The sequence below is a fragment of the Oceanicola sp. 502str15 genome (genome assembly GCF_024105635.1).
Classification (GTDB): Bacteria; Pseudomonadota; Alphaproteobacteria; order Rhodobacterales; family Rhodobacteraceae; genus Vannielia.
In genome coordinates this window covers 130,742-155,308 of record NZ_WYDQ01000002.1, presented here as the reverse complement: position 1 = coordinate 155,308, position 24,567 = coordinate 130,742, and the positions used below count along the sequence as shown (strand labels likewise).

The following is a 24,567-nucleotide window of genomic DNA, read 5'->3' as shown; positions in this document are numbered from 1 at the left end:
TGACAAAAGGTGGCCGGTGTGCGGTTGGAGATGGCCGATTTTCCTGGGCCCTTTGGGCCGGACCTCGCCCCTGCGGTGCTCGGCGAGATGCGGAATTCAAGGTCGCCTGGCGGCTGTCTACGATAATATTGCATTGACCGTAACATATAGTTTCGTATGATGAGGGCGACCTTGAATGAAGGTGGCAGGAAATAGGGGTGCTTTCTTCGTATGAGCCGGACCAAGAGACTGACACAGACGGAGCGAGCGGAGATTGTCCGTGAGGCCGGAGAAGGTGTAGGGACTTCCGTGCTCGCGGAGCGGTTCGGGGTCACGCCGCGGACCATCCAGTACACGTTGAAGGCGGACGAAGAACGCCAGAAGGATGCGGCCATGGCGACGGCCGCGGTGACGGTGAAGCTGACACCAGAAGAGCTCGCGGCGCTCGATGAGGTGCTGTCCGCGGCGGGGATCGAGACCCGCACGGAGGGGGTCCGGCGGCTGATCCAGGCGGCGGGCGGAACCTTCGTTCCGGACGCGCAGCTGGCGGCTGAGATGGCGCGTTACCGGGCCTCCCTGCACGAGGTCGGCAACGGCGTCGTGCAGATCGCCAAGCAGATGATGAAAGCCAGCCGCACGGGGCAGGGGGAAGGCTCCGCACCGAACGCCGAGTTGTCCGAACTGCGCCTCGCGCAGATGCGCGGTCTGGCCCGTTTCATCCTTGATTCCGCTGATGAGATCGACCTGCTGCTGCGCCGCCGCCGGGATGCCATGCAGCTATCTGCGACCGCCGCGCTGAGGGAGTTCGCCCATGCGGCTGAATGATGCCGTCCATGACGTCACCGGAGAGATCTTCCGGGACGGATGGAGCCGCATCCGGGGCTCTATGCAGGGGCTGCAGGCGTCCCGGCAGAGGCAGCTCGTGCGGGCGGCGGCGGGGCATCGTGCAGCGGTCTTCAAGGCGATCCGGGGCGGGGGCACGCATACCAAATCGCAGCTCATGAACCAGCTCGATTACCTCACCACCAAGTCCTCGCATATCGTGGACAGCAGCGGCTTCCTGGACGGGAAGACGAAACTCGAAGGGTCGGAGATCAAGGACCTGACCGACCGCTTCGCCAAGCGCTGGAGTGCGGGGTTCAAGCCCAAGCTCGGACAGACGACGCATATGCTCATGTCCTATCCGATCGGCACCCGGGGCGAGGATGTGCGCGACATCACCGCCAATGTCGCGGAGCGGTTCTTCCAGTCGGACGAGGGGCATTTCGACTACATCATCGCGGTCCATGAGGATCGCGATCACCCCCACGCACATATAGTTTTGAATCGCCGGTCGCAGGAAGGTGAGTTCTTCTTTCTGGGCCGGGACCACCGCTTCAACTACGACGATTTCCGCCTCGCCATGGTCGAGGAAGCCGAGAAATTCGGCGTGCGTCTGGAGGCCACGCGGCGGCTGGATCGGGGCGTTGTGCATTATCCGCCGCGCACCCGCGAGGTCTATGCGGCCAAGGTTGAGGGGCGGGTTGCGGAGACGCGGCCACGGGTCGGGGCCGATCTCGACCGGGCGCTCGCAGAGATTGCCAATACCCGGATCATCTATCACTCGCTTGCCGCTGAGGCCTCCTCGGACAATCGCGAAGACATCGCCGATGCGCTGTTCCGCTCGGGAGAGCTACTGGCCAAGGGCGGCAAGCTGAATTTGGAAGGAGGCGTCTACATGGCAGAAGAGCAATCGTTCGAGGATTTGCGCACCCGCTATGCCGATCAGGTCGCGCGCGTCCAGGGCATGATTGATGCGAAGCCGGAGGCCGAACGGCCGAGGCTCGAGCGCAGCCTCAACGAGATCCAGTCGCGGCTCGCGCATATGCAGCCCTTGGGGCTGCGCTCCATGACATTGACCGAGAAGCCCTCGGAGGGCGGGGTCTATTCCGAGACGAATATCGATGCGGCCCGGCTCGACCGGTTGCGCGACCCCGAGGTGCGGGCGCAGGTCGATACCGCGCTGCGCGGGACCGGGATAAGTTCGTCCGTGGTGGTCGCCCGGATGGAAACCGGCGCGCAGAACGCCGCGCTCGAGCAGCAATGGATCGCCGACGATCTGGCGCGGGTGGCCGAGAGGGACGGTCTCAACCTCGAGCGTCGCGCGGACTTGGAGACGGCGCGCGAGAGCCTCAACCGGGCCCATGTCCAGCTCGGCGTCGCATTGGAGCGGGCGGGGGTCTTGCGTGAGGACGGTGTCGTGGAAGATCGCACGGTGATGGAGCGGGTCCATTATCATCGGGACGCCACTGAGGACATGGGGCGCGCGATCCGCCAGGACATGCGTTCGGAAGGCTTGACCGAGGACCAGATCGAGGCGCGGGAGTGGGAGATCGCCTCCCGGGCGGAGCGGCGGATCGAGGAGGAGCAGCGCGACTACCTCGATGCGCATCCGGAACTGCTCGCGCGCCCGGGCGACGTGATCGACCGGTCCGAACCCTACCGGGAGCGGATCACCGACGAGGCCCGGGCCCGCGAGATCACGCGCGAGGTTGACCGGATCATGGAAGGTCGCGACGCACGGACCCCCGTTGCGGATGCCGTCACGGAAGAGTTCCGCGCGCGCTATCCCGATATGCCGTCGCATCTAGCCCGCGGGCTTGGCGCGACCTATGCTTCCGTCATCGAGCGGCGCGACAGCGAGGCCATCGACCAGGTCCGCCGCGAAAGCGAGCTCCGGAAGGTGGCGCTCGACCTGCGCGACGGGCGGCTTTCGGGCGCACGCGAGGGGGAAGCTGTCGAGGGCGCACCGATTGCCGATCCGGACATCCGGCGGGTCGTCGACCATGAACGGGCCGGCAACCTGCACTCGCCGCTCCAGGATGAGGGTCAACGCCTGGCCTACCGTGAAGCGGTCGAGAGGGATCTCGACGCGGCGCAGATCGAGCGGCTGCGGGACGGGGATGCGGACGTGCTGGAGACGCAAATCGAGGACCGCCTCGACCGGCTCTACGCCGCCAAGACCTATCTGCAGTCGGATGCGGCGACCGCCAACAGCGAGGCGACCCGCGCCGTGGTCGAAGAGATCGCCGAACGCGAGTTCGAACTCCACCGCGCCGATCTTGTCGATGGCGAGAGCGAGCGTGGGGAGACCCACTGATGGGAGGGATGGGGAAAGGCCGCCTCGCCGTCGGTGTGGTGCTGGTCACGCTCGTCGCCATCGCGATCGGCTATGTCATCGCCTCGGCCGTGATCACCTTCCGCAATCTGGGCTTCCGGGCCGAGATCGACTTCTTCCACATCGCCGAGAACTATCTCGTGATACGGGCCGCCCGTCCCGATGATTTCCGCCTGATCAACCTGATCATGGGCGGGGCGGGGGTGGCGGGCCTCATGATGAGCCTTGCCATGTCCGGCTCGGCGCTCACCCGGTTCGGCTACACCCATTGGCAGACCCGCCGCGAGATGAAGAGGAATGGCTTTTTCGGCACACCGGGCACGGGTTTCATCATCGGCAAGCTGGGAAAGCCCACATCCCGCGCCCCGTTCCTCTGCTCCCGGACCTTCCCACACGCGCTGATCGTGGCCCCGACCGGGCGTGGCAAGACCACCGGATTCGTCATCCCGAACCTGCTGACCTGGCAAGGTTCTGCGGTCGTCCTGGACGTGAAAGGCGAATGTTTCGAGGCTTCGGCCCGCCACAGGGCGGCGCAGGGCGACGCGATGTTCCGGTTCGCGCCGACGGATTGGGAGGACAGGCGGACGCATCGCTACAATCCGCTCTTGCGTATCTTCGAGCTCAAGGACCCGGCCCGCCAGCAGATGGAGCTGCAGCTTCTGGCCACGCTCTTCCTTCAGAACGACAACGACCGGGTGCAGGGCCTCCTCAAAGGCGGGATCGATCTTTTCGTGGCCGCCGGCCTTCTGGCCTTTCAACGCCGCCGACCGACCCTCGGCGAGATTTATCGCATCGCCGCCTCGGGTGGTCAGAAGCAGAAGGAATATCTGGCGCGCGCCCACGAGGTCCAGAACGCCGCGGCGCGGCTGATCTTCACGCGGCTGGCCTCGACCAACAACGACACGCTGACCTCCTATGTCTCGCTCCTGATGACCTCGGGTCTCGATCAATGGCAGAACCCGGCCATTGATGATGCGACGGCCGTGTCGGATTTCGACTTCCGGACGATCCGCAAGAAGCCCTTCAGCGTCTATCTCGTCGTTCAACCCCTCATGGTGAAGCCGCTGGCTCCGCTGATCCGGCTCTTCTTCTCGGACCTGCTTTCGGCTCTGCAGGACAAGGAGCCGGGTCCGGACGAGCCCTGGCCGGTGATGATCATGCTCGACGAGTTCAACCGGCTCGGAAAGATGCCGATCGTGGCCGAGAGCATCGAGGTGCTGCGCGCCTATCGCGGGCACCTCGCGGTGGTCACCCAGACCATCCCGGCCATCGATGAAATCTACGGCGAAAACACGCGACGGGCCTTGCAGGGCAACGCCGGGATCAAGCTCTACCTCACGCCTTCGGACGAGAAGACCGTCGAGGAGCTGAGCAAGGCCGTGGGCAAGACCACCAAAACCGTCGTCACGCGCTCCCGCGCGGTCGGCAAGAACCCCTTCGAAGGCCGCAGCCAGTCTGAGAGGACGGAAGAGGTCTCGCTCTTGCCCGAGGACGAGGCGCGGCGCTTGCCTCTTGACGATATCGTCGTCGTCGTGGACGCGCAGATGCCGGTCCGGGCCAAGCGGGTGGTGTATTTCGAGGATCCGTTCTTCAAGGGCATTCACGCGGCGCAGGAGGGGGATCTGCCCTTCCCGACGGGGCCGGTCCCTCCGATGGGGGAATTGCCTCTGAGTGTCCGGGCAATGCCCACGGCGCCGCGGGGGTCAGGTCTGTCGGAACGCGATTTCGAGGCCAGGATGGGACTTACGGAAACCGGAGGAAATGCACCCATTGAGCCCGGCCCGGCTCAAGCGCCTCGGCGCGGTCGTGCCGCAGTCCTCGCGGACGATCAGCGGCAGTTCGAGATGGATTTCGGGCGGCAAGCAGACCTCGAGGTGAACGTTCCGACCGAAAACGACGTCGTCCGGGTTCAGGACGCGGTGAGTGATCTTGAGCGGCTGGAGGCGGAGATGTCCGGTTCGGAACAACATGTCGGTGAGGCGGGCGAGAAGGGTGGGCTTGGCTAAGCCGTTATTCGATCGGCCGATAGTGCGAAGTGAACTCGTACCTTGAGCGCAGCGCGTTCACCTGAACAGCCAGGAGTGTTTGGCCTGCCCAATTTCCGATGGGCCATGCCGCGTCCCCCGACGGCAGGGCCATGTAGCTTGCCGCCGAGGTGGTCCCCACGTTGGCCCGTGGCAGGTAGGGGTAGACGTCGAGGTCAAGCTTCGGTGGTCGCCTCTCGACGTCGCAAAGCACAAGGTGTTCGTCAGCGTCGAAGCTGACAGCTCCCAGCTTCAGGGCCTTCTTCAAGGCGGTATGCTCGTCGGCAAGCTCGAAGGTCTCCAGCAGGCGCAGCACCTGCGCATACTCGCGGCGGCCCATATTCTGCATCCGCGCTTCCGTAACTCACCTAGGCACATCGATGCCTTCGGGGGCGGTCACATCATTAACACCTGACAGCTGTAAGGTCACCGGAGCAGACAACCTGCACTTATCGAAAACGAGCCGACCATGGAAGCGAGCGGCCGAAATGCGTTCATAAATGGAAATTTCTATTCAACTTACGGAACAATCCTGCTATTCGCGCTCTGCGATCAATCGCCACTGATTTGAGGGAGGGTGCGGTGTTATTTGAACTGAGAATATACGAGGCGATGCCGGGGCGGCTGGGCGATGTGCTGGCGCGGTTCAGGGACCATACCGTTCCGATCTGGGAGAGCATGGGGATTGAACCGGTCGGATTCTGGACGACGCAAATCGGCGCTTCGACGAACAACCTTTACTACATGCTGCGTTGGGAGTCGCTTGCTGCAAGAGAGCAGCTTTGGGCGACATTCGCAAAAAGCCCCGAATACGCCGAGGCAAAAGCGGCATCTGAAGCGAACGGACCCATTGTCGCCTCGGTCAGCAATCAGATCCTGTCGCCGACAGCATTCTCGAAGCTGAAGTAGCGGGAGTTTCTCATGCGGATGCTGATAACCGGTGCGGCCAGCGGGATCGGTCGTGCTGTCGCGTTGCGGGCTGCGGAATTGTTTCCAGATGCAGCGCTGTTTGTGACCGATGCGAATGCGTCGGCTCTGGAGGAGACCGTCGAGGCCATTTCGAAGGCGGGCACAAAAGTCTGGAGTTCCGCTTCCGATCTGTCCGATCCGGCAGTACCGGAGCGGATCGTCCGGGAGGCCGTTGGCGTCTTGGGCGGGCTGGACAGTCTCGTCAGCAATGCGGGTCTCTTGCGGCCGTCGTCGCTGTTGGCGTTGGACATGGAAGAGTATCAGCTCGCTTTTGACGTCAACACGCGCCCGACCTGGCTTCTTGGGAAGGCGGCGCATGCCGCGCTGTCGGCTTCGGGTGGGACGATTGTCGCAACGGCTTCAATTTCAAGCGATCAGCCGTCTTCCGGTCTAGGGGCCTACAGTCCCAGCAAGGCTGCGTTGGTCATGCTTGTACGGCAGATGGCGCTGGAATGGGGATCCGACGGCATTCGTTGCAACTGTGTCTCTCCTGGTCCGACCTTCACCGGTATGACCGCGTCTGCGTTCAACGACGAAACCGACCCCGTCCAGATGGAGAACCGCCGACGCCGCGAGGCCTTCATTCCTCTGCGTAAGATCGGCCTGCCCGAAGAGGTCGCGAATACTATTCTCTTCCTTGCTGGGCCGTTGTCCTCACAGATCACCGGTGTGAACGTGAATGTCGATGGTGGGCAGACCTTGTCGCTTATGCCCGCCACCGGCGGGGGGAGCGGGCATCGCTGAGGGATCAGTCATTGCCAAAGACCGGCGGGCGCTTTTCACGGAATGCAGCCTGCGCTTCGGCAAAATCAGGGCCGGCCGACAGGGCCTCGGTAAGGGTCTGCTCATGGCGATAGGCTTCGTTCAGTGGCAAGTCTTCACCAAGGATGAACGACTCTTTCGCGGCGCGCACGGCAGAGGGGCTTTTTGAGGCAATTTCGGAGGCCAGTCCTGCTGCGTAGTCGGAAAGCTCATCCTTGCTGACGCAGGCGGAGATGACGTTCATCCGATAGAGATCCGGCGCTGAGATTCGTCGGGCCGTGTACATCATCAGCCGGGCGTCTGACTGGTGGAAGTGGCGCATCATGTGGCGCGGCCCGCCAGCCAGCCCGACTTCCACCTCCGGCATAGAGACCCAGGCGCCTTCCTGCGCAACGATGATGTCGCAGCAGGTTGCCAGAACAAGGCCCGCGCCTATGGCGGCACCGTTCAGGGCGGCGATGATCGGTTTCGGGCATTCGATAGCGCTGTTGAAGCAGGTGCGGACGCTCAGGTTGTGGTCGGTATAGGCGCCAGGATGCGAAGTGTCGGGCCGGTCCTTGAGGTCGGCTCCGGCACAAAACATCTTGCCGTTGCCTGACAGGACAATCGCGCGGACTGCCGTGTCGCCGCCCAGGGTTGCAAATGCGGTGACCAATTCATCTCGCATGACGCGATTCATTGCGTTGACCGGCGGACGATCTAGCAGAATTTGTCCGACGCCGTTGGTTGTCGTCACACTTATAGTTTTAAAATCATACATTTACGTCTCCCTCATGTTCGCAGTGTAGCGCGACTCTCCGATTTCGACAGAAGCTAGATGAAGTACCGACATCATTCAATATTGTGAATGTAGCTTCAGTAATGAAAAGTTAATGTTGACGCTTGTTGCCTCGGGTGCAAGAAAGAATGCGTTCGAGATCGGGACGGGGCAGCCGCGAGTCGGCTAGACCCGGTGCGGTCAGATTTGGGAGGAATGGGAATGTTGAGACTACTACAGGCCGGCGCAGTTGCGGGCCTTGCCATTGCCGTGGGCGCCGCTCCGTTGGCCGCGCAGGATGCGCAGGAGACCTTCAAGATCGGTGGTCTTCTGGCGCTGAGCGGCCCGCTGGGCGTTCTTGGTGAAGATGCGCAAAAGGGGATGGATCTTGCGATCGAAGAACGCGGCGGCATGCTGCTGGGCGTTCCGGTCGAGATCACCTGGGAAGACACCGAAAGCAAGCCGCAGGTCGCCGTTCAAAAGGCCACGCAGGTCATGTCGAGCGGCGCTCAGTTTCTGGTGGGCTCGGTCGGGTCCAGTGAAACACTCGCGATCATGAAGGTATCTGGCGCGCGGAAGGTTCCGATGCTTGTGCCGCTGTCTTCCGATCCGTCAATTACAGCCGAAAACGGCAACGATTACACCTTCCGCACGGCCTCCTCCGGGGACACGCTCGCGCTTGTCGCCGCGCGCTATCTGGAGCAACTTGAGCCGTCGAAAATCTATGGTGTCGCATCCGACTACGCCGTGGCACGGGCCGGATGGGAATTCGCAAAGGGCGAGCTGGCGGGCAGCGCCGAAGCGGTGGGCGAGGATTTCCCTTCCTACGGGGAGACCGATTTCTCGGTGATCGTCAACAAGATCAACGGCTCCGGCGCCGAGGCAGCCTATATCGGCACCGGCGGCAGCGACTCGATCGCCTTTATCAAGCAGGCGGGCGAGATCGGTCTTCTTGAGCGCGTGAAGCTCGTCGGTCCCAACCTGGTGGACACCACCGTTGCAGCCGGTGCGGGCGATGCATCCATCGGCGTTGCTACCGCACTTCGCTATGATCCCAGCATCGATACGGAGGCGAACAAGGCATTCGTCGCCGCATACAAGGAAAAATACGGCACGCTGCCTTCGCAGCTGGCGGGCGACGCCTATGACGGGCTGAAATGGTGGATGGACGTCGTCGATTCCACAGGGTCCTGGAACCCGGAGGACTGGATGGCGGCATTCAGCGGACACACCTGGGATGGCTCGATCCTCGGGACGCGGACCATGCGCGACTGTGATAACCAGTCCCAGCATCCCAGCTTCATCGCAGAAGCGGCTGCCGGCAGCGGCGACCAGCCCTACGAGATGAAGATCCTGCAGAAGTTCGAAGCAGAAGACATCGCGACGGCCTGTCCGGAGTAGATCGGTCTTCTCGCCGGGGCGGCGGCCTGCCGCCCCGCAACTTGGCCTGATCTTGGCCGGCGAAACTCCTTCGAGGTGAATATGGGTGTCCTTCTGATCGGGCTTGTGCTCGGCATGATCCTCTTTTTGCTTTCATCCGGTGTGACAATCATCTTCGGGGTGCTTGGCGTCATCAATTTCGCTCATGCCACCTACTTCACCCTTGGCGCTTTCATCGCATTCGCTTGTGTGAGCGGGACCGGCAGCTACCTTCTTGCCTTCCCGGTTGCGATCCTTGCCGGTGCGCTGGTCGGTGCGCTGCAGGAGGTGCTGACTTTCCGACCCATCTACAAGCATGACCACGCCTTTCAGCTTATCGTGAGCCTCGGCGTTGCAACGGTGTTCATGGCAGTGCTCCACGCCATCTGGGGCCTGGACTACAAGAACGTACCGCAGCCGCAGATGTTCTCGTCGGCGATCGAATTTGCCGGAACACAGCTTTCGACCTTCCGTCTTCTGGTGGTCGCAATCGGAGTGGCCTTCTGCGCCGCTCTTCTTTTCGTGATCGAGCGGACGCCGGTCGGCCTGATGATCCGCGCGGCAAGCACCAACAGCGATATGCTGTCCAGCCTCGGCGTGAACGTGAATCGCCTGCGCACCTGGGTGCTGGCGACAGGGTCCGCGGCAGCCGCGCTTGCCGGTGTCATCGTCGCGCCCATCACCGCAGTGCAGCTCAATATGGGAATGACGATGCTGCTGGACAGCTTCCTCGTCGTCATTCTGGCGGGGTTGGGAAGCGTCCGGGGCGCGATCTTCGTGTCGCTTCTGATTGGCATGACGCGGGCCTACGGCCAGCTTCTGTTCCCCGAATGGGTACAGTTCATCGTCTACGGCGGCGCGCTGGCTTTCCTGATGGTTCGGCCCAACGGAATGTTCGGGCAAAAGGTGCGCGCGGCATGAGTTTCGGACTGAAAATAGCCCTCGGCCTCGTTGCCAGCATTGCGGCAATCTGCTTTCCGCTGTTGGTTCCGGCTGAGATCCAAGCCTACTTCATCGCACTTGCCGGAATCTGGATCCTTTTCGCGCTGGGGTTCGATTTTGCCTTTGGAGTGGCCGGGTTGCTGTCCTTCGGTCACGCGGCATTCTTCGGGGTTGGCGGATATGTCGTTGGCATTCTGACGCTGAACTACGGCGTCGGGTTTTTCCCGGCCCTTGGGCTGGCGATGATCGCAGGCGCCATTCTCGCGCTCGCTTTCGTGGCGGTCTCCCTGCGGGCAAGCGGGATATTCTTCGCGATTTTCACGCTGATCCTCGCTCAGCTCATCCTGATCCTTTTCAGCGTGAAGCTGAGAAGCTGGACCGGTGGCATCGACGGCCTTGCCGGTGTGCTGCGTCCTGAATTCTTCGGGATCGATATGTGGAACAACTGGAACTACGCCGCACTTGTCATGGGCTTCGTCGTGGTGATCGTATGGCTGTCGCTTCTGGTGCGAAGCTCTCCGCTAGGTCAGGTTCTGCACGCGATCCGGCAGGAGCCGGTCCGGTCCCGCCAGATCGGCTATAACAACCACCTTTATTCTTCCGTGGCCTTCATGATTTCCGGTGCGATCTCTGCCATCGCGGGCGGTCTGAATGCTGGGCTGATCTCATTCATCGGGCCGGAAGCGCTTCACGCGACGGTCTCGCTGGACGTGATGATCGCAACGCTCATCGGCGGGGCTGGCACGACTTTCGGGCCGATCATCGGCGCGGTTCTGATCCAGGGAATGTACAGCATCCTGAGCAAGGACAGCGTGGTCGCGCAGCTTCTGTTCGGGCTCGTTCTGATCCTGGTGGCGATCTACCTGCCGAAAGGGCTGTGGGGGACGCTGAAGGCCAGGTTCATGGACAGAAACGGGGGTGGAAAATGACTGCGATCCTCTCATGCTCTGACGTGACTGTCGCTTTTGGGGCCTTCAAGGCAATCAACGGATTGTCGCTGGATTTCGATGCTGGCAAGACCAGCGCGATCATCGGGCCCAACGGGGCCGGAAAAACCACGCTGATCAACGTGCTGTCGGGTATTTACAGGCCCACTGCGGGATCGGTTCGGCTGGAAGGCGAAGACATAACCAGCCTTCGTCCCGACCGGCGCACCCGCATGGGCATCGCGCGCAGCTTTCAGATCGTGAAGATTTTCCCCGAGATGTCGGCCCGCGAAAATCTGCGGATTGCCGCCCAGCGCTCTGCGTACCGCATCCAGCCCTTCTGGAAGCTGGCGGGCCGCGACACCGAGATCGAGAGGCGCATCGAGGAGATGCTGACCCTTGTCGGTCTGCGTGACCTAGCCGACCGGGAGGCCAGCTATCTTTCCCATGGCAAGCAACGGGCGCTCGAACTGGGGCTGACCCTGATGGGAGAGCCGAAGATTCTGCTGCTTGATGAACCGCTTGCCGGGGTGGGCCATTCCGAGCTGGGGTGGATGACGGAGCTTCTTCAGACCATCCGGCGTCGGCACACCACGATCATCATCGAACACAACATGGACGCAGTCCTGAGCCTTGCCGACGAAATCGTCGTGCTTGTCGCCGGGCAGGTACTGGCGCGGGGTGAACCCTCTGAGGTTACCGCGGACCAGAAAGTCAGGGAGGCCTATCTTGGAACGTAGGTCGATATTGGATGTCCGGGACATGAGCTTTGCCTATGGCAAGGCCGCGGTCCTGCACGGGATCAGCTTTGATCTGGGCGAGAAGGATATCGTCGCGCTCGTCGGGCGCAACGGAGCCGGAAAGTCCACGACGATGAAGGTCATCGCGGGTCTACTAACCCCGATGTCGGGAGAGGTTCTTTACGAGGACCAGGATATAGGTCGCTGGCAGCCGCATGAGGTGGCTCGCCACGGCATTGCATATGTGCCTGAAGACCGGCAGATTTTCCCGAACCTGACCGCGCTGGAAAACTTGCGCGTGGCCCAGCTGTCCGGCCGGGCCGGGACCTTCGGTCAGGACGACGTGTTCGACATCTTCCCGCAACTGAAGGCGAAGGCCCGCACCCTTGGTGAGAACCTGTCGGGGGGTGAGCAGCAGATGCTTGCCGTGTCCCGCGCGCTTCTGACCAACCCCAAGGTGCTGTTGCTGGATGAACCGACTGAAGGCCTGGCACCGGTGGTAGTGGATGCGATGATCCGGGCGCTGAAGCTGATCCATGAAGCCGGCGTTTCGCTGCTTCTGGTGGAGCAGAACTTCAAATTCACCACCGAACTGGCCAAGCGTCAGTGTCTGCTCGATGGCGGACGGATCGTGTGGTCGGGCACCACGCGCGAATTTCAGGACAACCGGCAAGAGATCGAGGCGTTGCTGCTGTGATGACGGACGTGATGGAAAAGATGTCGGAAAACAACGATGTGGCCGACTACCGCGCCGCCGTCAGCGGCTGGCTGGACGAAAACCTCCCAGCGGGCTTCCTTTCGGACAGCCCAACGTTTGCGGATCCGGGCACCGAGGAAATCCGCGACTGGGAACGGCGGCTCTACGAGGCCGGATATTCCGGGATGACCATCCCCAGGGCCTATGGCGGGCAGGGGCTTAGCTTTGACGAGCATCTGATCGTCAATCAGGAAGTCGGTCGACGGGCGCTGCCCGAAAGCGTGAATTCCATCGGCAAGGAGATTATCTCGACCATCCTGATGGCGATGGGTACCGAGGAGCAGAAGCGGACCTACCTGCCGGGCATCTTCAGCATGAAGCATATCTGGTGCCAGGGCTTTTCCGAGCCGCAGGCCGGGTCCGACCTTGCTGCCGTGCGCACGAAGGCAGTACGCGACGGCGGCAAATGGCGCATCAATGGCAGCAAGATCTGGACGAGCTATGCGCAGCGGGCGGATTTCTGCCTTCTGCTGGTTCGCACCGGCGACCCGGCGGACCGATATCGCAGCCTCAGCCTGATCATCGTTCCGATGGGGACGAAGGGCATCGATATCCGCCCGATCCGTCAGATCGACGGGTCGGATGAATTTTGCGAGGTCTTTTTCGACGACGTTCTGGTCGATGCCGACGGGATCGTGGGCGAGGTGGATGCGGGCTGGTCAGGCGCTGTTTCCGTTCTGAGCGTCGAGCGTGCCACCAACCGGATGTATCGCGGCTGGCGCTTCGAAAACGAGCTGCGCCATCTTGTTTCCGTCTGCGAGGCCGAACCGGTTCTGAAGGTCAGGCTCGCCGATAGCGGCACGGCGGCGGCGCTGCGCGCGCTGTCGACCGACGCGCGGGTTGTCCAGCTATATGCCGAGAAGATCGTGGCGATGATCCGCGAGGATCGTTCGCCCGGCCCGATCGGCAGCCTGATGAAACTTCACTGGAGCGAAGCGCATCAGCGGCTGGCCGACTTTGCGCTGCGACTGCTGGGCGCGCAGGTCCCCGATCCATCGCCCGCGTTGATGGCGGCCCGCCGACGGTTCCAGACCATCTACCTGCGGGCAAGATCAGAAAGCCTCATCGCAGGTTCTTCAGAAATCCAGTCGGCGATCATTGCTGACAGGTTCATGGGCCTGCCGAAAGGGAGGGCTGCGCAATGAACATTCTCGACCAGACCGATCGCACGATCCTGTGCAATTCCGTTTCCGAAATGGCGGCCAGCCTCGACGGTGCCGATTTTGCGGCGACCATGACGGCGATAGCCGAGCAGGAGCTGATCGGCGCGCTTGTCTCCGAAGCGGCGGGGGGCATGGATCTCGACCTTGTCTCGGTTGCGGCAATCGCGGCGACGCTGGCCCGGTTCCATCTCAGAGAGAATTTCGTCGATGCCATTCTGGCAGCTCAGGTCGCCGAGCTGATCGAACCGGAGGTTTGCGCAGCACTTCTGAACGGCAAGAAAACCGCGACTGTTGCGTCTGCCGGTAGCCTCTTTCTGGCGAGCGGAAAGATGTCGGGCGGGCTCGAACACGTCGCGCTGGCCGGTGACGCCGATATTCTTCTCGCCTGTGTCGAGACGGAAGCTGGGCAGGGTCTGGCGCTGATCGATCTCTCCGCTGACGGGATCGAAATTTCCCGGATGGCCGGGCTCGATCTGGAACGACCGAGCTACCGCGTTACAGCGCGTGCGGCGCCAGTTATCGGCGAGGCGCGTGGCGAGGCCATGGCAACCTATCGTCGCGCTTCGGCCGTAATCACGGCAGCCTGGCTTCAGGCGACCGCCGGTTATTGTCTGGCCGAGGCGGTCGAGCATGTTTCGACCCGGTCCCAGTTTGGCCGCCCTTTGGTGGCCCTGCCGGTTCTGAGGGACACGCTCGCCGGTCTGCAACTCAAGCTGGAGAATGCGCGCCTTCTTGTCGATGACGCGCTGGTCCGGCCAGAGGCGGCTGCGGCGGAAACGGCGCTTGCCTATGCAATGTCGGTCTGTCCGCAGATCGCCGAGAAGTCACTGCACCTGTTCGGGGGCATGGGCTACACGTGGGAAGTTCCCCTTCATTTCTACCTGCGCCGCCTTCGCGACGTTGTCGATACCGCACCTGCGGCACGTTCTTCGGACGTGCTCGCTCCGTTGGTCGGCGAAGTCGCATGACGATCGCACCGCCATTGCGGCGGGTCCGGCACTGAACCGAGAGAGAAACCATGAGTGACAACGTATACATCGTCGGTGCGGGCATGACGCCCCTGGGCAAGCACCTGGACAAGTCGGTGAAGGATCTGACGGCAATGGCGGTGCAGGCCGCGCTGGACGATGCCGGTGCGGACAAGGACGCGATCGAGGCGGCGTGGTTCTGCAACACAAGGCAAGGCGCCCTTGAAGGACAGCACGGGGTGCGCGGTCAGGCCTCGCTGCGCGCCTTTGGCTTTGAAAGCATTGCGATTTTCAATACCGACAATGCCTGCGCAAGTTCCAGCTCTGGCCTTTTCCAGGCCTATGCGGCGGTAAAAGCGGGGCTGTTCGAGGTGGCGCTTGTCGTGGGCGCGGAGAAGATGAACTACCCAGAGAACCGAGAGGGGATGTTCGAGGCGTTCAAGGGAAGCTGGGACAGGGGCCTTGCCGACCAGCATCTGGCCGCGCTTCTGGCGACCGGGGACGGTGTCGAAATTCCTGAAGAGTACCGGGATACCGGCGAGCATTCGGTGTTCATGGATATCTACGCAGCCCAGGCGCGGTTCCACATGCAGACTTTCGGAACCACCCAGCGCCAGATTGCAGCGGTGGCGTCGAAGAACCACAACCATTCGGTCCTGAACCCCTACGCACAATACCGCTTTTCCCAGACGGTCGAGCAGGTGCTCGAGGACCGCATGATAGCCTGGCCGATCACCCGGGCAATGTGCGCGCCGATGAGCGACGGGGCAGGGGCGCTGATCCTGGCTTCCGAGTCGGCGCTCAAGAGGTTCGATCGTGCCCGTGCGGTGCGTGTGCGGGGGATGGGGGTGTCTTCCAGCAGCAACCGGACGCCGGAGCAGTACGACCGCCACCTGACGCGGATCGCAGCACTGAAAGCCTATGAGGCCGCCGGGGCGGGGCCGGAGGATATCAACATAGCCGAACTGCACGATGCCTCGGCGATCGCCGAGATCCTGCACAGTGAAAACGTGGGCTTCTGCGACTACGGCGACGGTGGCGCGCTGGTCGAAAGCGGCGATACCAAGCTGGGCGGCCGTCTTCCGATCAACGTGTCAGGCGGGCTTCTGTCCAAGGGGCATCCCATTGGGGCCACCGGCGCGATCCAGGTTTTCGAACTTGTCACGCATCTGCGCGGCGAGGGCGGCGAACGGCAGGCAGGCAAGCCTAAATTGGCACTCGCCGAAAACGGCGGAGGATTTCACGGGCTGGAAGAGGCGGCCTGCGTTGTCACCGTGCTCGAGGCGCCGGAGCAGGTCTGATGAAGGAACTGCGCGCGGCCGATCTACTGTCTTTCGAGGTCCCCGAGGCCCGGCAGCGGCTAACCCCGTTCCAATGCGCGCTTTACGCGATTTCTATCGGCTTTGCTCGCGACCCGATGGAGGCGCGGGAACGGACCTTCGTCGATCCGGACCCGGACATGCCGGTCGTGCCGTCGATGGCACTGGTTATGGGGTATCCGGGCTTCTGGCTTGGTCTGCCGGCGACCGGCGTCGATGCGACACGGGTTATCCACGCAGACCAGTCGATCACGCTTCACCAATCCCTGCCGAGTTCGGGTGAAATTGTCGGGACGACGCGCGTTACGGGAATTGGCAGCCGAGGCGAGGGCAAGGGTCTTGCCATGACGTCGGAGCGGGATATCCGGGACGACAGTGGCGCGCCGATCGCGACAGTCGCGCAGACGCATTTCCTGCTAGGAAACAGTGCCAAGATCGAAGACGCGCCACGAGCCTATGACAATGGGCCGCCGGACACCGCTCCGGATCATGAAGTGGTTTTCGAAACCCGTGCGGATCAGGCGCTGCTCTATCGGCTGAACGGGGATCTCAATCCGCTCCATTCCGATCCGGAGGTTGCGGCGCGGGCCGGGTTCGAGCGCCCGATCCTGCACGGGATGAGCACCTTCGGCGTTGCCACGCGGGCGATCCTTGCCGCCTGCCTGGACTATGACTGCGCCCGGCTGCGCCGGATCTCGATGCAGTTTCGCGCCCCGGTCTATCCCGGCGAGACGCTGGTGACAGAGCTCTGGTCGGAGGGGTGGTTCCGGGTGCGCGTCGTCGATCGGGACGTTGTCGTTGCCGACCGTGGCCGGTTCGAGCTTGGCGACCTGCCCGGTAGCGCAACGCCGTAACATGATTGGTTGGGAGATTTCCGAATGGAATTGGGATTGAAAGGCCGCACGGCCATCATCACCGGGGGGGCGAGCGGGATCGGTCTGGTCACCGCACGCATGATGCATGCCGAGGGCGCCAATGTGGTGCTTGCCGATATCTCGGCCGAAGCCGCAGAAGCACGCGCGGCAGAGCTGAATACCGATGGGCCGACACGCGCGATAGGGGTGAGATGCAATGTGACCGATCAGGAAGATGTGCGCGCCATGGTCGCCCACACTCTGGAAGAGTTCGGCGCGGTGCATATCCTGGTCAACAATGCGGGGCTGACCCGCGACATGCGGATCGAGAAGATGGAAGAAACCGACTGGGACATCGTCATCGATGTGATCCTAAAGGGCGCTTACATGTGCACCCGCGCCGTCGTGCCCCATTTCCGGGAACAGGGCTGGGGCCGGATCGTCAATATTTCGTCCCGCGCGCATCTTGGGAATGCAGGGCAGGCGAACTATTCCGCCGCCAAGGCAGGGCTAATCGGATTTACCCGCGCGATGGCGCTTGAACACGGCCGGAACAATGTCACGGTCAACGCGGTGGCGCCGGGTATCATCCGGACCGAAATGGTTGAATCGCTTCCGCATTTCGAGAAGATCAAAGCGCGCGCAGAGGAACAGTTGCCGATCCGGCGGCTGGGCGAGCCGGAGGACGTCGCCGAAGCGATCCTCTTTCTGGCCTCGGACCGCGCCTCATACATCACAGGGGATCTCTTGCATGTCTCAGGCGGTCGATATGGCTGACGTAACCAGTTCGCAGGATGCCGACGCGCCCCTGTCGCATATCAAGGTGCTCGATCTGTCGCGCAGTCTGGCGGGGCCCTGGGCCTGCCAGGTCTTCGCCGATTTCGGTGCGGACGTGATCAAGTGTGAGCGTCCAGGCGTTGGCGACGAAGCCCGGATCTGGGGGCCGCCGTTTTTGAACGACGCTGATGGAAACAGCACGGGGGACTCGGTCTATTTCCTGACGTCCAACCGGGGCAAGCGGTCTATCACCGTCAACCTTTCATCTCCCGAAGGGCAGAAGATCATCCGGGCGCTTGCCGCCGACGCGGATGTTCTGGTCGAAAACTACAAGGTCGGCGACATGGGGCGCTTCGGCCTGTCCTACGATGACCTGAAAGAGATCAATCCACACCTCGTCTACTGCTCGATTTCGGGGTTCGGTCAGTCGGGGCCACGGAACCGTCAGGCCGCCTACGATTTCGCGATTCAGGGGATGAGCGGGCTGATGAGTGTGACCGGAGAGGCGGACGGACGCCCCGGTGCCGGTCCGCAGAAGGTCGGTGTGCCCATCGTCGATATCATCACCGGTCTCTATGGTGCAATCGGGGCTCTGGTCGGACTCGTCCAGCGCGGCAAGACCGGCAAGGGCGACTTCGTTGATGTCGCGCTTCTCGACTGCGCGATTGCCGGCATCACTTCTCAGGTCATGTCCCATCTGCTGTCCGGGAAAACGCCCGGCCGGCTCGGAAACCGGCACCCGACAATCCAGCCGCAGGATCTCTTTTCTTGCCGGGACGGAGATATTCTGATCGCGGTTGGCAATGATGCGCAGTATCAGAAATTCTGCGCGGCTATCGGTCGCGCGGATCTCGCTGCCGATGAGCGGTTTATCACGAACCGGGGGCGGACCGACAATGTCGAAGCTCTGCTGCCCCTGATCCGTGTAGAACTGGCGAACTGGGAAAAGGCCGATCTTGCCGACACGCTCGACAAAGCCGGTGTGCCGTGCAGCCCGATCAACACCATCCCCGAGATCCTCGCCGATCCGCAGGTCGTCCATCGCGGTGTCATTCGCGAAGCGCCGCATCCGGTGACCGGCTCCGTGAAGCAGGTGGTCTCCCCTGTCAGGATCGGTTCACGCGCAGATGCCGCTCCGCGCGGTCATCCTGCGCTTGGCCAGCATGTGGGAGAGGTTCTCGGTCAGCTTGGCTACAGCGAAGAAGACATCGAGGGCCTGAAGGCCAGGGGGGCGATATGAGCGACGATAGCGACTCTGCACCAGTTCTCTGGGAGCAGCGCGGCGGGCTGGTGATCCTGCGACTGAACCGTCCCGACGCCATGAACGCCATGACGCTGGAGATAAAGAACGCGTTGAACGAATTTGTGCCGCGTTTCTTCGCCGATCCCGAGTGCCGGTGCCTTATGATCACCGGCACGGGCCGCGCGTTCTGCGCCGGTGGAGACGTGCGCAACATGAAGGGCGAGCAGGTGCCGGCAGAGGTGCGCGCCAGGTTGACGATCTCGCATAACGGATGGGCGCGGGACATTCTTCAGGGTGAGAAGCCGGTTGTCATGGCGGTGAACGGCCCTGCGGTCGGTGCGGGTTTCGGTCTGGCCATGCTGGGCGATATCGTTCTTGCCTCGAAGTCTGCCATGTTCATGGCGGGTTTCTCGAGCATTGGCGCAGCGGCGGATATGGGGCTGGCCGCGACGCTTCCGCTGGCGGTAGGTTCGCTTCGGGCAAAGGAAATCCTCTTCACGCCGAAGAAGGTAAAGGCAGACGAGGCAGAGCGCATCGGAATTGCCAATCAGGTCTATGACGATGCGAGTTTCGAGGCCGAGGCGATCGCCTTTGCGCAAAACCTGGCGGAAGGTCCGACCGTGGGCATCGGTCTGACCAAGGCCCTGATGGCGGCGGGGACCGGTCTCGACATGACATCGTTGCTGAAAATGGAGTCGTTGGCACAGGTGCTGGCCTTCGCCTCCGAGGATCGCGCGGAAGGGGCGGCAGCATTTGCCGAAAAGCGTTCCCCAAAGTTTCGCGGGCGATAGACTATTCAGTAAGATGAATGATTATCCACTATTGAAAATTAATCATTGCGGCTTCCGGGCTGGCGACGTAACCTGTCCAAAGCTTTCGATGCCGTGAATCATCCGCCGTTCGAAACAGTGGATCGGCTGGATGAGAGGGAGGAAAAATGACGAATTCGCTTGATGGCCGGGTGGCGATCGTAACCGGTGCCGGCTCGCTTCCGGGCCGGGGGATCGGGCGCGGTATCGTGCAGTCGCTTTGCGACAAGGGCGCCAGCGTCCTGTGTGCCGATAAGGACGAAGCCACCGCGGAAGACACAGCCGCAGAGATGCGCAAGGCGGGGCACTCCGCCAAGTCCTTCCGTGCCGATGTAACCTTAAAGGAAGACGTCGCCGCGATGGTCGAGGCAGCGGTTGGTGAATTCGGTCGCCTCGATATCCTGTGCAATCACGCAGGTTTCGGCAGCTTCTATGCGCTTACCGAAACCGACGACGAGCATTGGGACACGATGCTCACGCTCAACCTGTCGAGCGCGTTCTGGGCCAGCCGGGCCGCCGTGCCGCATATGCTGAAGAACGACACCGGCGGCGTCATCATCAATACGATCTCGAGCGCCGGGATGGGCGGGGCACGGGCAGGTATCGGCTACACCGCCGCCAAACATGGGCTTGTCGGGCTGACACGCAGTATCGCGACCACCTATGCGACGCGCGGCATCCGCTGCATCGGTGTCTGCCCCGGTTACACGCGTTCGCCGCTGCCCGAAGGGATGAAGCCGCAGATCCAGGTCTCGGACAGCCAGGACGAGGCGGTGCAGTTGCTGCACCAGCTTGCCGATCTCAGCTTCCGCCAGGGCAAACCGCATGAACTGAGCGAAGTCATCGGCTTCCTTGCGACGGATACTGCGAGCTTCATCAACGGCGCGATCCTGCCCGTCGATGGCGGCTGGACCGCACTCTAGGGGCAGGCCATGACATCCGCTATCACAGGTTTCAACCATGTCCTTCTCGTCACGCGCAAGATGAACGAGACGGTCGATTTTTTCGTCAATGTGCTGGGCCTAAAGGTCAAAGGCACGACACGGCGGACGATGAACGTCTATCCCGCCGGTGATGACGCTGCCGACGGTGTGGCGGTTGAACGCCTCTATTTCCTGCAACTTCCGGACAACTCGATGGTCGTCGTGGCCGAGGTGCCCACAGTGGAAACGCCGGAAGTGATCCCCTGCCTGCCGGCCTATTGGCCCGAAATCGACTATCGGGACCCGAAACCCGGGAAGATTGATCACCTTGCTCTGAACGTCGATAGCCGGGCGGACCTTGTGCACTTTCGCGACAGGTTGCGGGACCATGGATACGAGGTGTCGGAGATCAACGAGCGAATGGGCGACCCCAAATTCGTGAAGTCGATCTACTTCCACTCACCCGACGGCTTTCCGATGGAAATCTGCACCTGGGATTTTGGCGATCCTGAATGGGAAACGGCCGAAAAAGCGAACTATCTACGCGACCCCGATCCGGTGCCGGCCCTGTCCAAGGGCTGAGCCGCTGGGCGGGCGAGGAATGGTGGAGGAAACCATGACGACGTTGGAACTGAACACGGACCGGGCGCTGGACGAAGAGATTGCGAAGCTGCTTGCCGGCGATTTCGACACGCTGCAGGATCCGTATCCGCTTTTCGCCCGCATTCGGGCAAAAGGGCCGGTTTACTGGTACAAGGGTGAAATGCCGATCATTGCCAACTTTGCCGATGCCGCAAAGTTGTTCCGCGACAGCAACCACTTTCATACCTATCGCGGGCCCGAAAGGTTCGATCCCGACCGCCTGTCAGATGAAGATCGCGCGAAGGTCGATGAAATCGTCGCTTTCGAAGCGCTGCAGATGAACGAGATGAACGGCGATATGCACCGCCGTGTGCGCATGGTCGCACAGCGGGCGTTCCCGCCCAACAGGATCGCTGCCCTCGGCGAGCAGGTACAGTCCGTTGTCGATGATTTACTTGATGAGATGGCCAAGGAAGACGTCGTCGATTTCATGCAGCTCGCCTATCGACTGCCACTTTCAGTGGTGTCTGCCTTCATGGGGCTGGACCGTGAGCAGATCGACGCGATCAAGACCTGGGGCGACGCCATCGCCTCGGTCAAGCCGTTCACTGGCGGCAAGCTTCCGGTCGAGAAGATTCGCGCAGCGCACGAAGGCGTGCGGGCGACACAGGCCTATGTCCGGGAGTTGATCGAGGAACATCGCCGCAACCCCGATGCACGGACCGACTTCATGGAGTCGCTGCTGTCTTCGGAAGAGACCGAGAAGTTGACGCCGGAAGAGATGGGCGGAACGATCTCTCTGATCATCTATGCCGGCCATGAATCGACGACGAACCAGCTCGGGAACAGCCTGTTTGCGCTGCTGAGCAACAAGGACCAGTGGGAGGCGCTCAAGGCGAAACCGGACCTGGCTGATAACGCCGTTGCCGAGCTACTGCGTTACAATACGCCGGTCCAGATGATGACCCGCCGCGCGGCAGAAGACGTCGCGCTGAGCGGCGTCGATATTCCGAAACATACCCGCGCGCTGATCTTTTACGGTTCTGTCAACCGGGACGAGGCAGAGTTCCCGAATGGGGACGCGCTGGACATTACACGCGAGAAGGTCTCGCACATGTCCTTTGGCTTCGGCGTTCATGTCTGCATCGGTTCGGCGTTGGCGCGGCTTGAAGGCCGCACCGTGCTTGAAACACTCGCACGGCGTTTCCCCGATGCGGAGCTGGCGGTTCCGGCTTCTGAGCTCCAATGGAACCCGCATCCCGTCTTCCGCGGACTGAAGTCCCTGCCGATCCGCCTTGGTGCCGATCGCGGGCGGGGGTAACCGGTTTTGGTTTCGTTCGACAACTACCGGAATCGTTTCGAGACGATCGCATTTCGGCGTGAGGACGGCATTCTCGAAATGCGGCTGCACAGCGATGGCGGCCCGCTTCAGTGGAGTCTGACAGCGCATGACGAACTGGAGCAGGCCTTCCTGGATCTGTCGCGTGACGCGGAAAACAAGGTACTTCTTCTGACCGGGACGGGGGGCGAATTCAGTGGGCCGGAAGTGCCTGCGGGTGCTTCCGCCGCGCGCCGGATCAGCGCGGCTGAATTTGCCGAAATTGTCAGGGTCGGGCGCAGGTTGCAGCTCAATTGCCTCGAGGTGCCTGTACCGATGATTGCGGCGGTCAACGGTCCGGCCCGGCGCCATCCTGAATTGCCGCTTCTTGCCGATATCGTACTGATGTCCGAAGACGCGCTGTTCCAGGATTCCGCCCATTTCCGGGGTGGCATGGTGCCCGGCGACGGGGTGCATGTCGTCTTCCCCCATCTGATGGGGAAGATCCGCGCGTCCTATTTTCTGATGACGGCACAGGAAATCGGGGCGACCGAGGCAAAGGCGCTTGGCCTTGCCAACGAGGTTCTGCCCGCCGCGCGACTGATGGATCGCGCCTGGGAACTTGCGCGCGAAATTGCCGCTCAGCCAGACGCCGTCCGGCGTGAAACGAGGGCTGTTCTGAACCGGGAATTGAAAGACCTGATGCACGCCTATCTGGAGCACGGTCTTGAGGCCGAGGCGCGGGCCCATCAGGAACAACAGGAAGAACGAGAGTGACGCTGCCGTCACCGCGCGACGATCGGAGAGAATTGGAATGAGTACGATAAAGGTAACGTGGATCACGTCAGCCGAAGAACGGATCGAGGCCGATGTGCCGCTCGGCGAGCCACTGATGAACGCGGCGCAGAACAACAACGTGCCCGGCATAATCGGCGAATGCGGCGGGGCGTTGTCCTGTGCCACCTGCCACGTTTACGTTGAGAACATGGATCAGCTTTTGAAAGAACGTGAGCCGGGCGAGGATGACATGCTCGAATTCTCGGTCACGCCTCCTTTGCCCAGCAGCCGATTGTCCTGCCAGATCGTCGCGAGCCAGGATATCGACGGTATCGTTTTGCGGGTACCCGCGGAGTAGGGACCGGGTCTGCCAATCGTTCAGGCTTCCGAATCCATGCTTGTGTCGCCCGTTGCTTCACGGTTTCATCCTCGGGGCGAACCCCATGAGAGGAACATGTGTACCGATTCCAAATCCTGCATTATGATTCCGGATACGGGACCGCATCTGTTGGAGGTAAATGTGGACGCTAGCTTGGAAAACGAAGGTGAGACTGACGATTCCGGTGCGGAGTCCGAGCGCGGCCCGAAGTCTCCCGGTGTCGTTAATTCCGTCGTTCACGCACTGTCCGTTCTGCGGTTCCTGGCCCATGCGGGCACACCTTACGGGGCGACGGCGATTGCCAGGGCGATCGGTCAAAGTCCAAGTTCAACCTTCAATATCTGCCGTACCTTGACGGCGGAGAACTTTCTGCATTTCGATGCAAGCAGAAAGGTTTACACGCTCGGTCCGGGTGCAATCGAGCTTGCCGAAGCGGCGTCTGACGGCGAACGCGCCTTTTCGCGGGCGCGGGAGGCGATGGAGCGCATCGTCAGCCAGTTCAGCGTTACATCGGCGCTGTGGCAACTGACCGGGGACGAGCGGCTGGTGCTGAAGGGCATCGCCGAGGGCCGGGGGATGATGCGGATCCAGATGACTGTCGGCGCCCGGATCCCTGCCATGAGCGGAGCGATGGGCCGGTGCTATGCGGCGATGAGCGATCTTGACGAAAAACAGCTCAGGAAAAAATTCAAAGCCGTGCGCTGGCAGAACGGCCCGGATTTCGACGTGTATCTCGCCGAGGTTGAAGAGACGGGGAAGAAAGGCTGGGCAATTGATCCGGGAGAGTTCATCCGGGGTGTGACAACGATCGCCGCGCCGATCTTCGACACCAACGGCATCATCCGGTTCATGCTGGCCAATTCCAGCTTCACCGGACAGCTCGACAGCGACGATCTTGAGCGCGTGGGAGAAGCGACGCTGAAATCGGCTGAAACGATGCACAGGCTTATTTTCCGGCAAGGCTAGCGCCGGAAACTTTTGGGCAGGGGCTCGGCGGGCGGGGTGGCATCCGTCGCCGGGGCA

Annotated in this window: 24 protein-coding genes and 1 pseudogene; 23 read left to right on the top strand and 2 right to left on the bottom strand. The window is 62.0% G+C overall.

Annotated features, from left to right (window positions below):
- Positions 1-210: 210 nt before the first annotated feature.
- The 3 genes from GTH22_RS21775 to GTH22_RS21765 are packed head-to-tail and all read left to right on the top strand — an operon-like array spanning position 211 to position 5,142.
- Entirely contained in the window at positions 211-804 is a 594-nt protein-coding gene (locus tag GTH22_RS21775; protein WP_252947818.1) for a transposase, read from the top strand.
- Positions 791-3,118 (top strand): relaxase/mobilization nuclease domain-containing protein, encoded by a 2,328-nt coding sequence (locus GTH22_RS21770; RefSeq protein WP_252947817.1) that lies wholly within the window; start codon positions 791-793, stop codon positions 3,116-3,118. Before GTH22_RS21775 ends, GTH22_RS21770 begins: the two co-directional genes overlap by 14 nt.
- Positions 3,119-3,126: 8 nt before the next feature.
- Positions 3,127-5,142: a type IV secretory system conjugative DNA transfer family protein gene (locus GTH22_RS21765; protein WP_252947872.1), complete on the top strand. Its 2,016-nt coding sequence runs from the start codon at positions 3,127-3,129 to the stop codon at positions 5,140-5,142.
- 4 nt (positions 5,143-5,146) lie between these two features.
- On the opposite strand, the pseudogene GTH22_RS21760 reads toward GTH22_RS21765, so the two are convergent.
- Positions 5,147-5,518 (bottom strand): annotated as a pseudogene (locus GTH22_RS21760) (hypothetical protein); the annotation flags it as partial.
- A gap of 224 nt (positions 5,519-5,742) precedes the next feature.
- Here GTH22_RS21760 and GTH22_RS21755 point away from each other — a divergent pair.
- Both GTH22_RS21755 and GTH22_RS21750 read left to right on the top strand, forming a co-directional pair.
- The gene (locus tag GTH22_RS21755) at positions 5,743-6,069 is read left to right on the top strand and encodes an NIPSNAP family protein (protein ID WP_252947816.1); all 327 of its coding nucleotides are present in this window, start codon (positions 5,743-5,745) and stop codon (positions 6,067-6,069) included.
- 12 nt (positions 6,070-6,081) lie between these two features.
- Positions 6,082-6,873 (top strand): SDR family NAD(P)-dependent oxidoreductase, encoded by a 792-nt coding sequence (locus tag GTH22_RS21750; protein ID WP_252947815.1) that lies wholly within the window; start codon positions 6,082-6,084, stop codon positions 6,871-6,873.
- 4 nt (positions 6,874-6,877) lie between these two features.
- Here GTH22_RS21750 and GTH22_RS21745 read toward each other — a convergent pair whose 3' ends face one another.
- On the bottom strand, positions 6,878-7,651 hold the full coding sequence (locus tag GTH22_RS21745) for an enoyl-CoA hydratase/isomerase family protein (RefSeq protein WP_252947814.1): 774 nt from the start codon (positions 7,649-7,651) through the stop codon (positions 6,878-6,880).
- Between the two features lie 219 nt (positions 7,652-7,870).
- Here GTH22_RS21745 and GTH22_RS21740 point away from each other — a divergent pair, with 219 nt between their 5' ends.
- The 18 genes from GTH22_RS21740 (at position 7,871) to GTH22_RS21655 (ending at position 24,510) form a co-directional block, all read left to right on the top strand.
- The gene (locus tag GTH22_RS21740; protein ID WP_252947813.1) at positions 7,871-9,049 is read left to right on the top strand and encodes an ABC transporter substrate-binding protein; all 1,179 of its coding nucleotides are present in this window, start codon (positions 7,871-7,873) and stop codon (positions 9,047-9,049) included.
- A gap of 81 nt (positions 9,050-9,130) precedes the next feature.
- Positions 9,131-9,988 carry a branched-chain amino acid ABC transporter permease gene (locus GTH22_RS21735; protein ID WP_252947812.1) on the top strand — a complete coding sequence of 286 codons (858 nt, stop codon included), beginning with the start codon at positions 9,131-9,133 and terminating at the stop codon, positions 9,986-9,988.
- A complete protein-coding gene (locus GTH22_RS21730; RefSeq protein ID WP_252947811.1) occupies positions 9,985-10,938 on the top strand; it encodes a branched-chain amino acid ABC transporter permease in 954 nt (317 codons plus the stop codon). Before GTH22_RS21735 ends, GTH22_RS21730 begins: the two co-directional genes overlap by 4 nt.
- Complete coding sequence (locus GTH22_RS21725; RefSeq protein WP_252947810.1) at positions 10,935-11,675, top strand: ABC transporter ATP-binding protein; 741 nt, start codon at positions 10,935-10,937, stop codon at positions 11,673-11,675. Before GTH22_RS21730 ends, GTH22_RS21725 begins: the two co-directional genes overlap by 4 nt.
- 22 nt (positions 11,676-11,697) lie before the next feature.
- The gene (locus tag GTH22_RS21720; protein WP_252947809.1) at positions 11,698-12,372 is read left to right on the top strand and encodes an ABC transporter ATP-binding protein; all 675 of its coding nucleotides are present in this window, start codon (positions 11,698-11,700) and stop codon (positions 12,370-12,372) included.
- Positions 12,372-13,577 (top strand): acyl-CoA dehydrogenase family protein, encoded by a 1,206-nt coding sequence (locus GTH22_RS21715; protein WP_252947808.1) that lies wholly within the window; start codon positions 12,372-12,374, stop codon positions 13,575-13,577. Before GTH22_RS21720 ends, GTH22_RS21715 begins: the two co-directional genes overlap by 1 nt.
- Positions 13,574-14,563: an acyl-CoA dehydrogenase family protein gene (locus GTH22_RS21710; protein ID WP_252947807.1), complete on the top strand. Its 990-nt coding sequence runs from the start codon at positions 13,574-13,576 to the stop codon at positions 14,561-14,563. Before GTH22_RS21715 ends, GTH22_RS21710 begins: the two co-directional genes overlap by 4 nt.
- Positions 14,564-14,613: 50 nt before the next feature.
- Entirely contained in the window at positions 14,614-15,864 is a 1,251-nt protein-coding gene (locus tag GTH22_RS21705) for a thiolase family protein (protein ID WP_256471811.1), read from the top strand.
- Positions 15,864-16,736 carry a MaoC/PaaZ C-terminal domain-containing protein gene (locus GTH22_RS21700; RefSeq protein ID WP_252947805.1) on the top strand — a complete coding sequence of 291 codons (873 nt, stop codon included), beginning with the start codon at positions 15,864-15,866 and terminating at the stop codon, positions 16,734-16,736. The genes GTH22_RS21705 and GTH22_RS21700 overlap by 1 nt, the downstream gene beginning before the upstream one ends.
- Positions 16,737-16,760: 24 nt before the next feature.
- Positions 16,761-17,513 (top strand): SDR family NAD(P)-dependent oxidoreductase, encoded by a 753-nt coding sequence (locus tag GTH22_RS21695; RefSeq protein ID WP_252947804.1) that lies wholly within the window; start codon positions 16,761-16,763, stop codon positions 17,511-17,513.
- Positions 17,506-18,753: a CaiB/BaiF CoA-transferase family protein gene (locus GTH22_RS21690; protein ID WP_252947803.1), complete on the top strand. Its 1,248-nt coding sequence runs from the start codon at positions 17,506-17,508 to the stop codon at positions 18,751-18,753. Before GTH22_RS21695 ends, GTH22_RS21690 begins: the two co-directional genes overlap by 8 nt.
- Positions 18,750-19,547, top strand: a complete 798-nt coding sequence (locus GTH22_RS21685) for an enoyl-CoA hydratase/isomerase family protein (RefSeq protein WP_252947802.1) — start codon at positions 18,750-18,752, stop codon at positions 19,545-19,547. Before GTH22_RS21690 ends, GTH22_RS21685 begins: the two co-directional genes overlap by 4 nt.
- 146 nt (positions 19,548-19,693) lie before the next feature.
- Positions 19,694-20,488 carry an SDR family NAD(P)-dependent oxidoreductase gene (locus tag GTH22_RS21680; protein WP_252947801.1) on the top strand — a complete coding sequence of 265 codons (795 nt, stop codon included), beginning with the start codon at positions 19,694-19,696 and terminating at the stop codon, positions 20,486-20,488.
- Between the two features lie 9 nt (positions 20,489-20,497).
- Complete coding sequence (locus tag GTH22_RS21675) at positions 20,498-21,070, top strand: VOC family protein (protein ID WP_252947800.1); 573 nt, start codon at positions 20,498-20,500, stop codon at positions 21,068-21,070.
- 34 nt (positions 21,071-21,104) lie between these two features.
- Entirely contained in the window at positions 21,105-22,391 is a 1,287-nt protein-coding gene (locus GTH22_RS21670; RefSeq protein ID WP_252947799.1) for a cytochrome P450, read from the top strand.
- Positions 22,392-22,397: 6 nt separating this feature from the next.
- Positions 22,398-23,165 carry an enoyl-CoA hydratase/isomerase family protein gene (locus tag GTH22_RS21665; protein ID WP_252947798.1) on the top strand — a complete coding sequence of 256 codons (768 nt, stop codon included), beginning with the start codon at positions 22,398-22,400 and terminating at the stop codon, positions 23,163-23,165.
- A 37-nt stretch (positions 23,166-23,202) separates the two neighbouring features.
- A complete protein-coding gene (locus tag GTH22_RS21660; RefSeq protein WP_252947797.1) occupies positions 23,203-23,523 on the top strand; it encodes a 2Fe-2S iron-sulfur cluster-binding protein in 321 nt (106 codons plus the stop codon).
- Positions 23,524-23,619: 96 nt separating this feature from the next.
- On the top strand, positions 23,620-24,510 hold the full coding sequence (locus GTH22_RS21655; RefSeq protein WP_252947796.1) for an IclR family transcriptional regulator: 891 nt from the start codon (positions 23,620-23,622) through the stop codon (positions 24,508-24,510).
- The last annotated feature ends 57 nt before the right edge of the window (positions 24,511-24,567 follow it).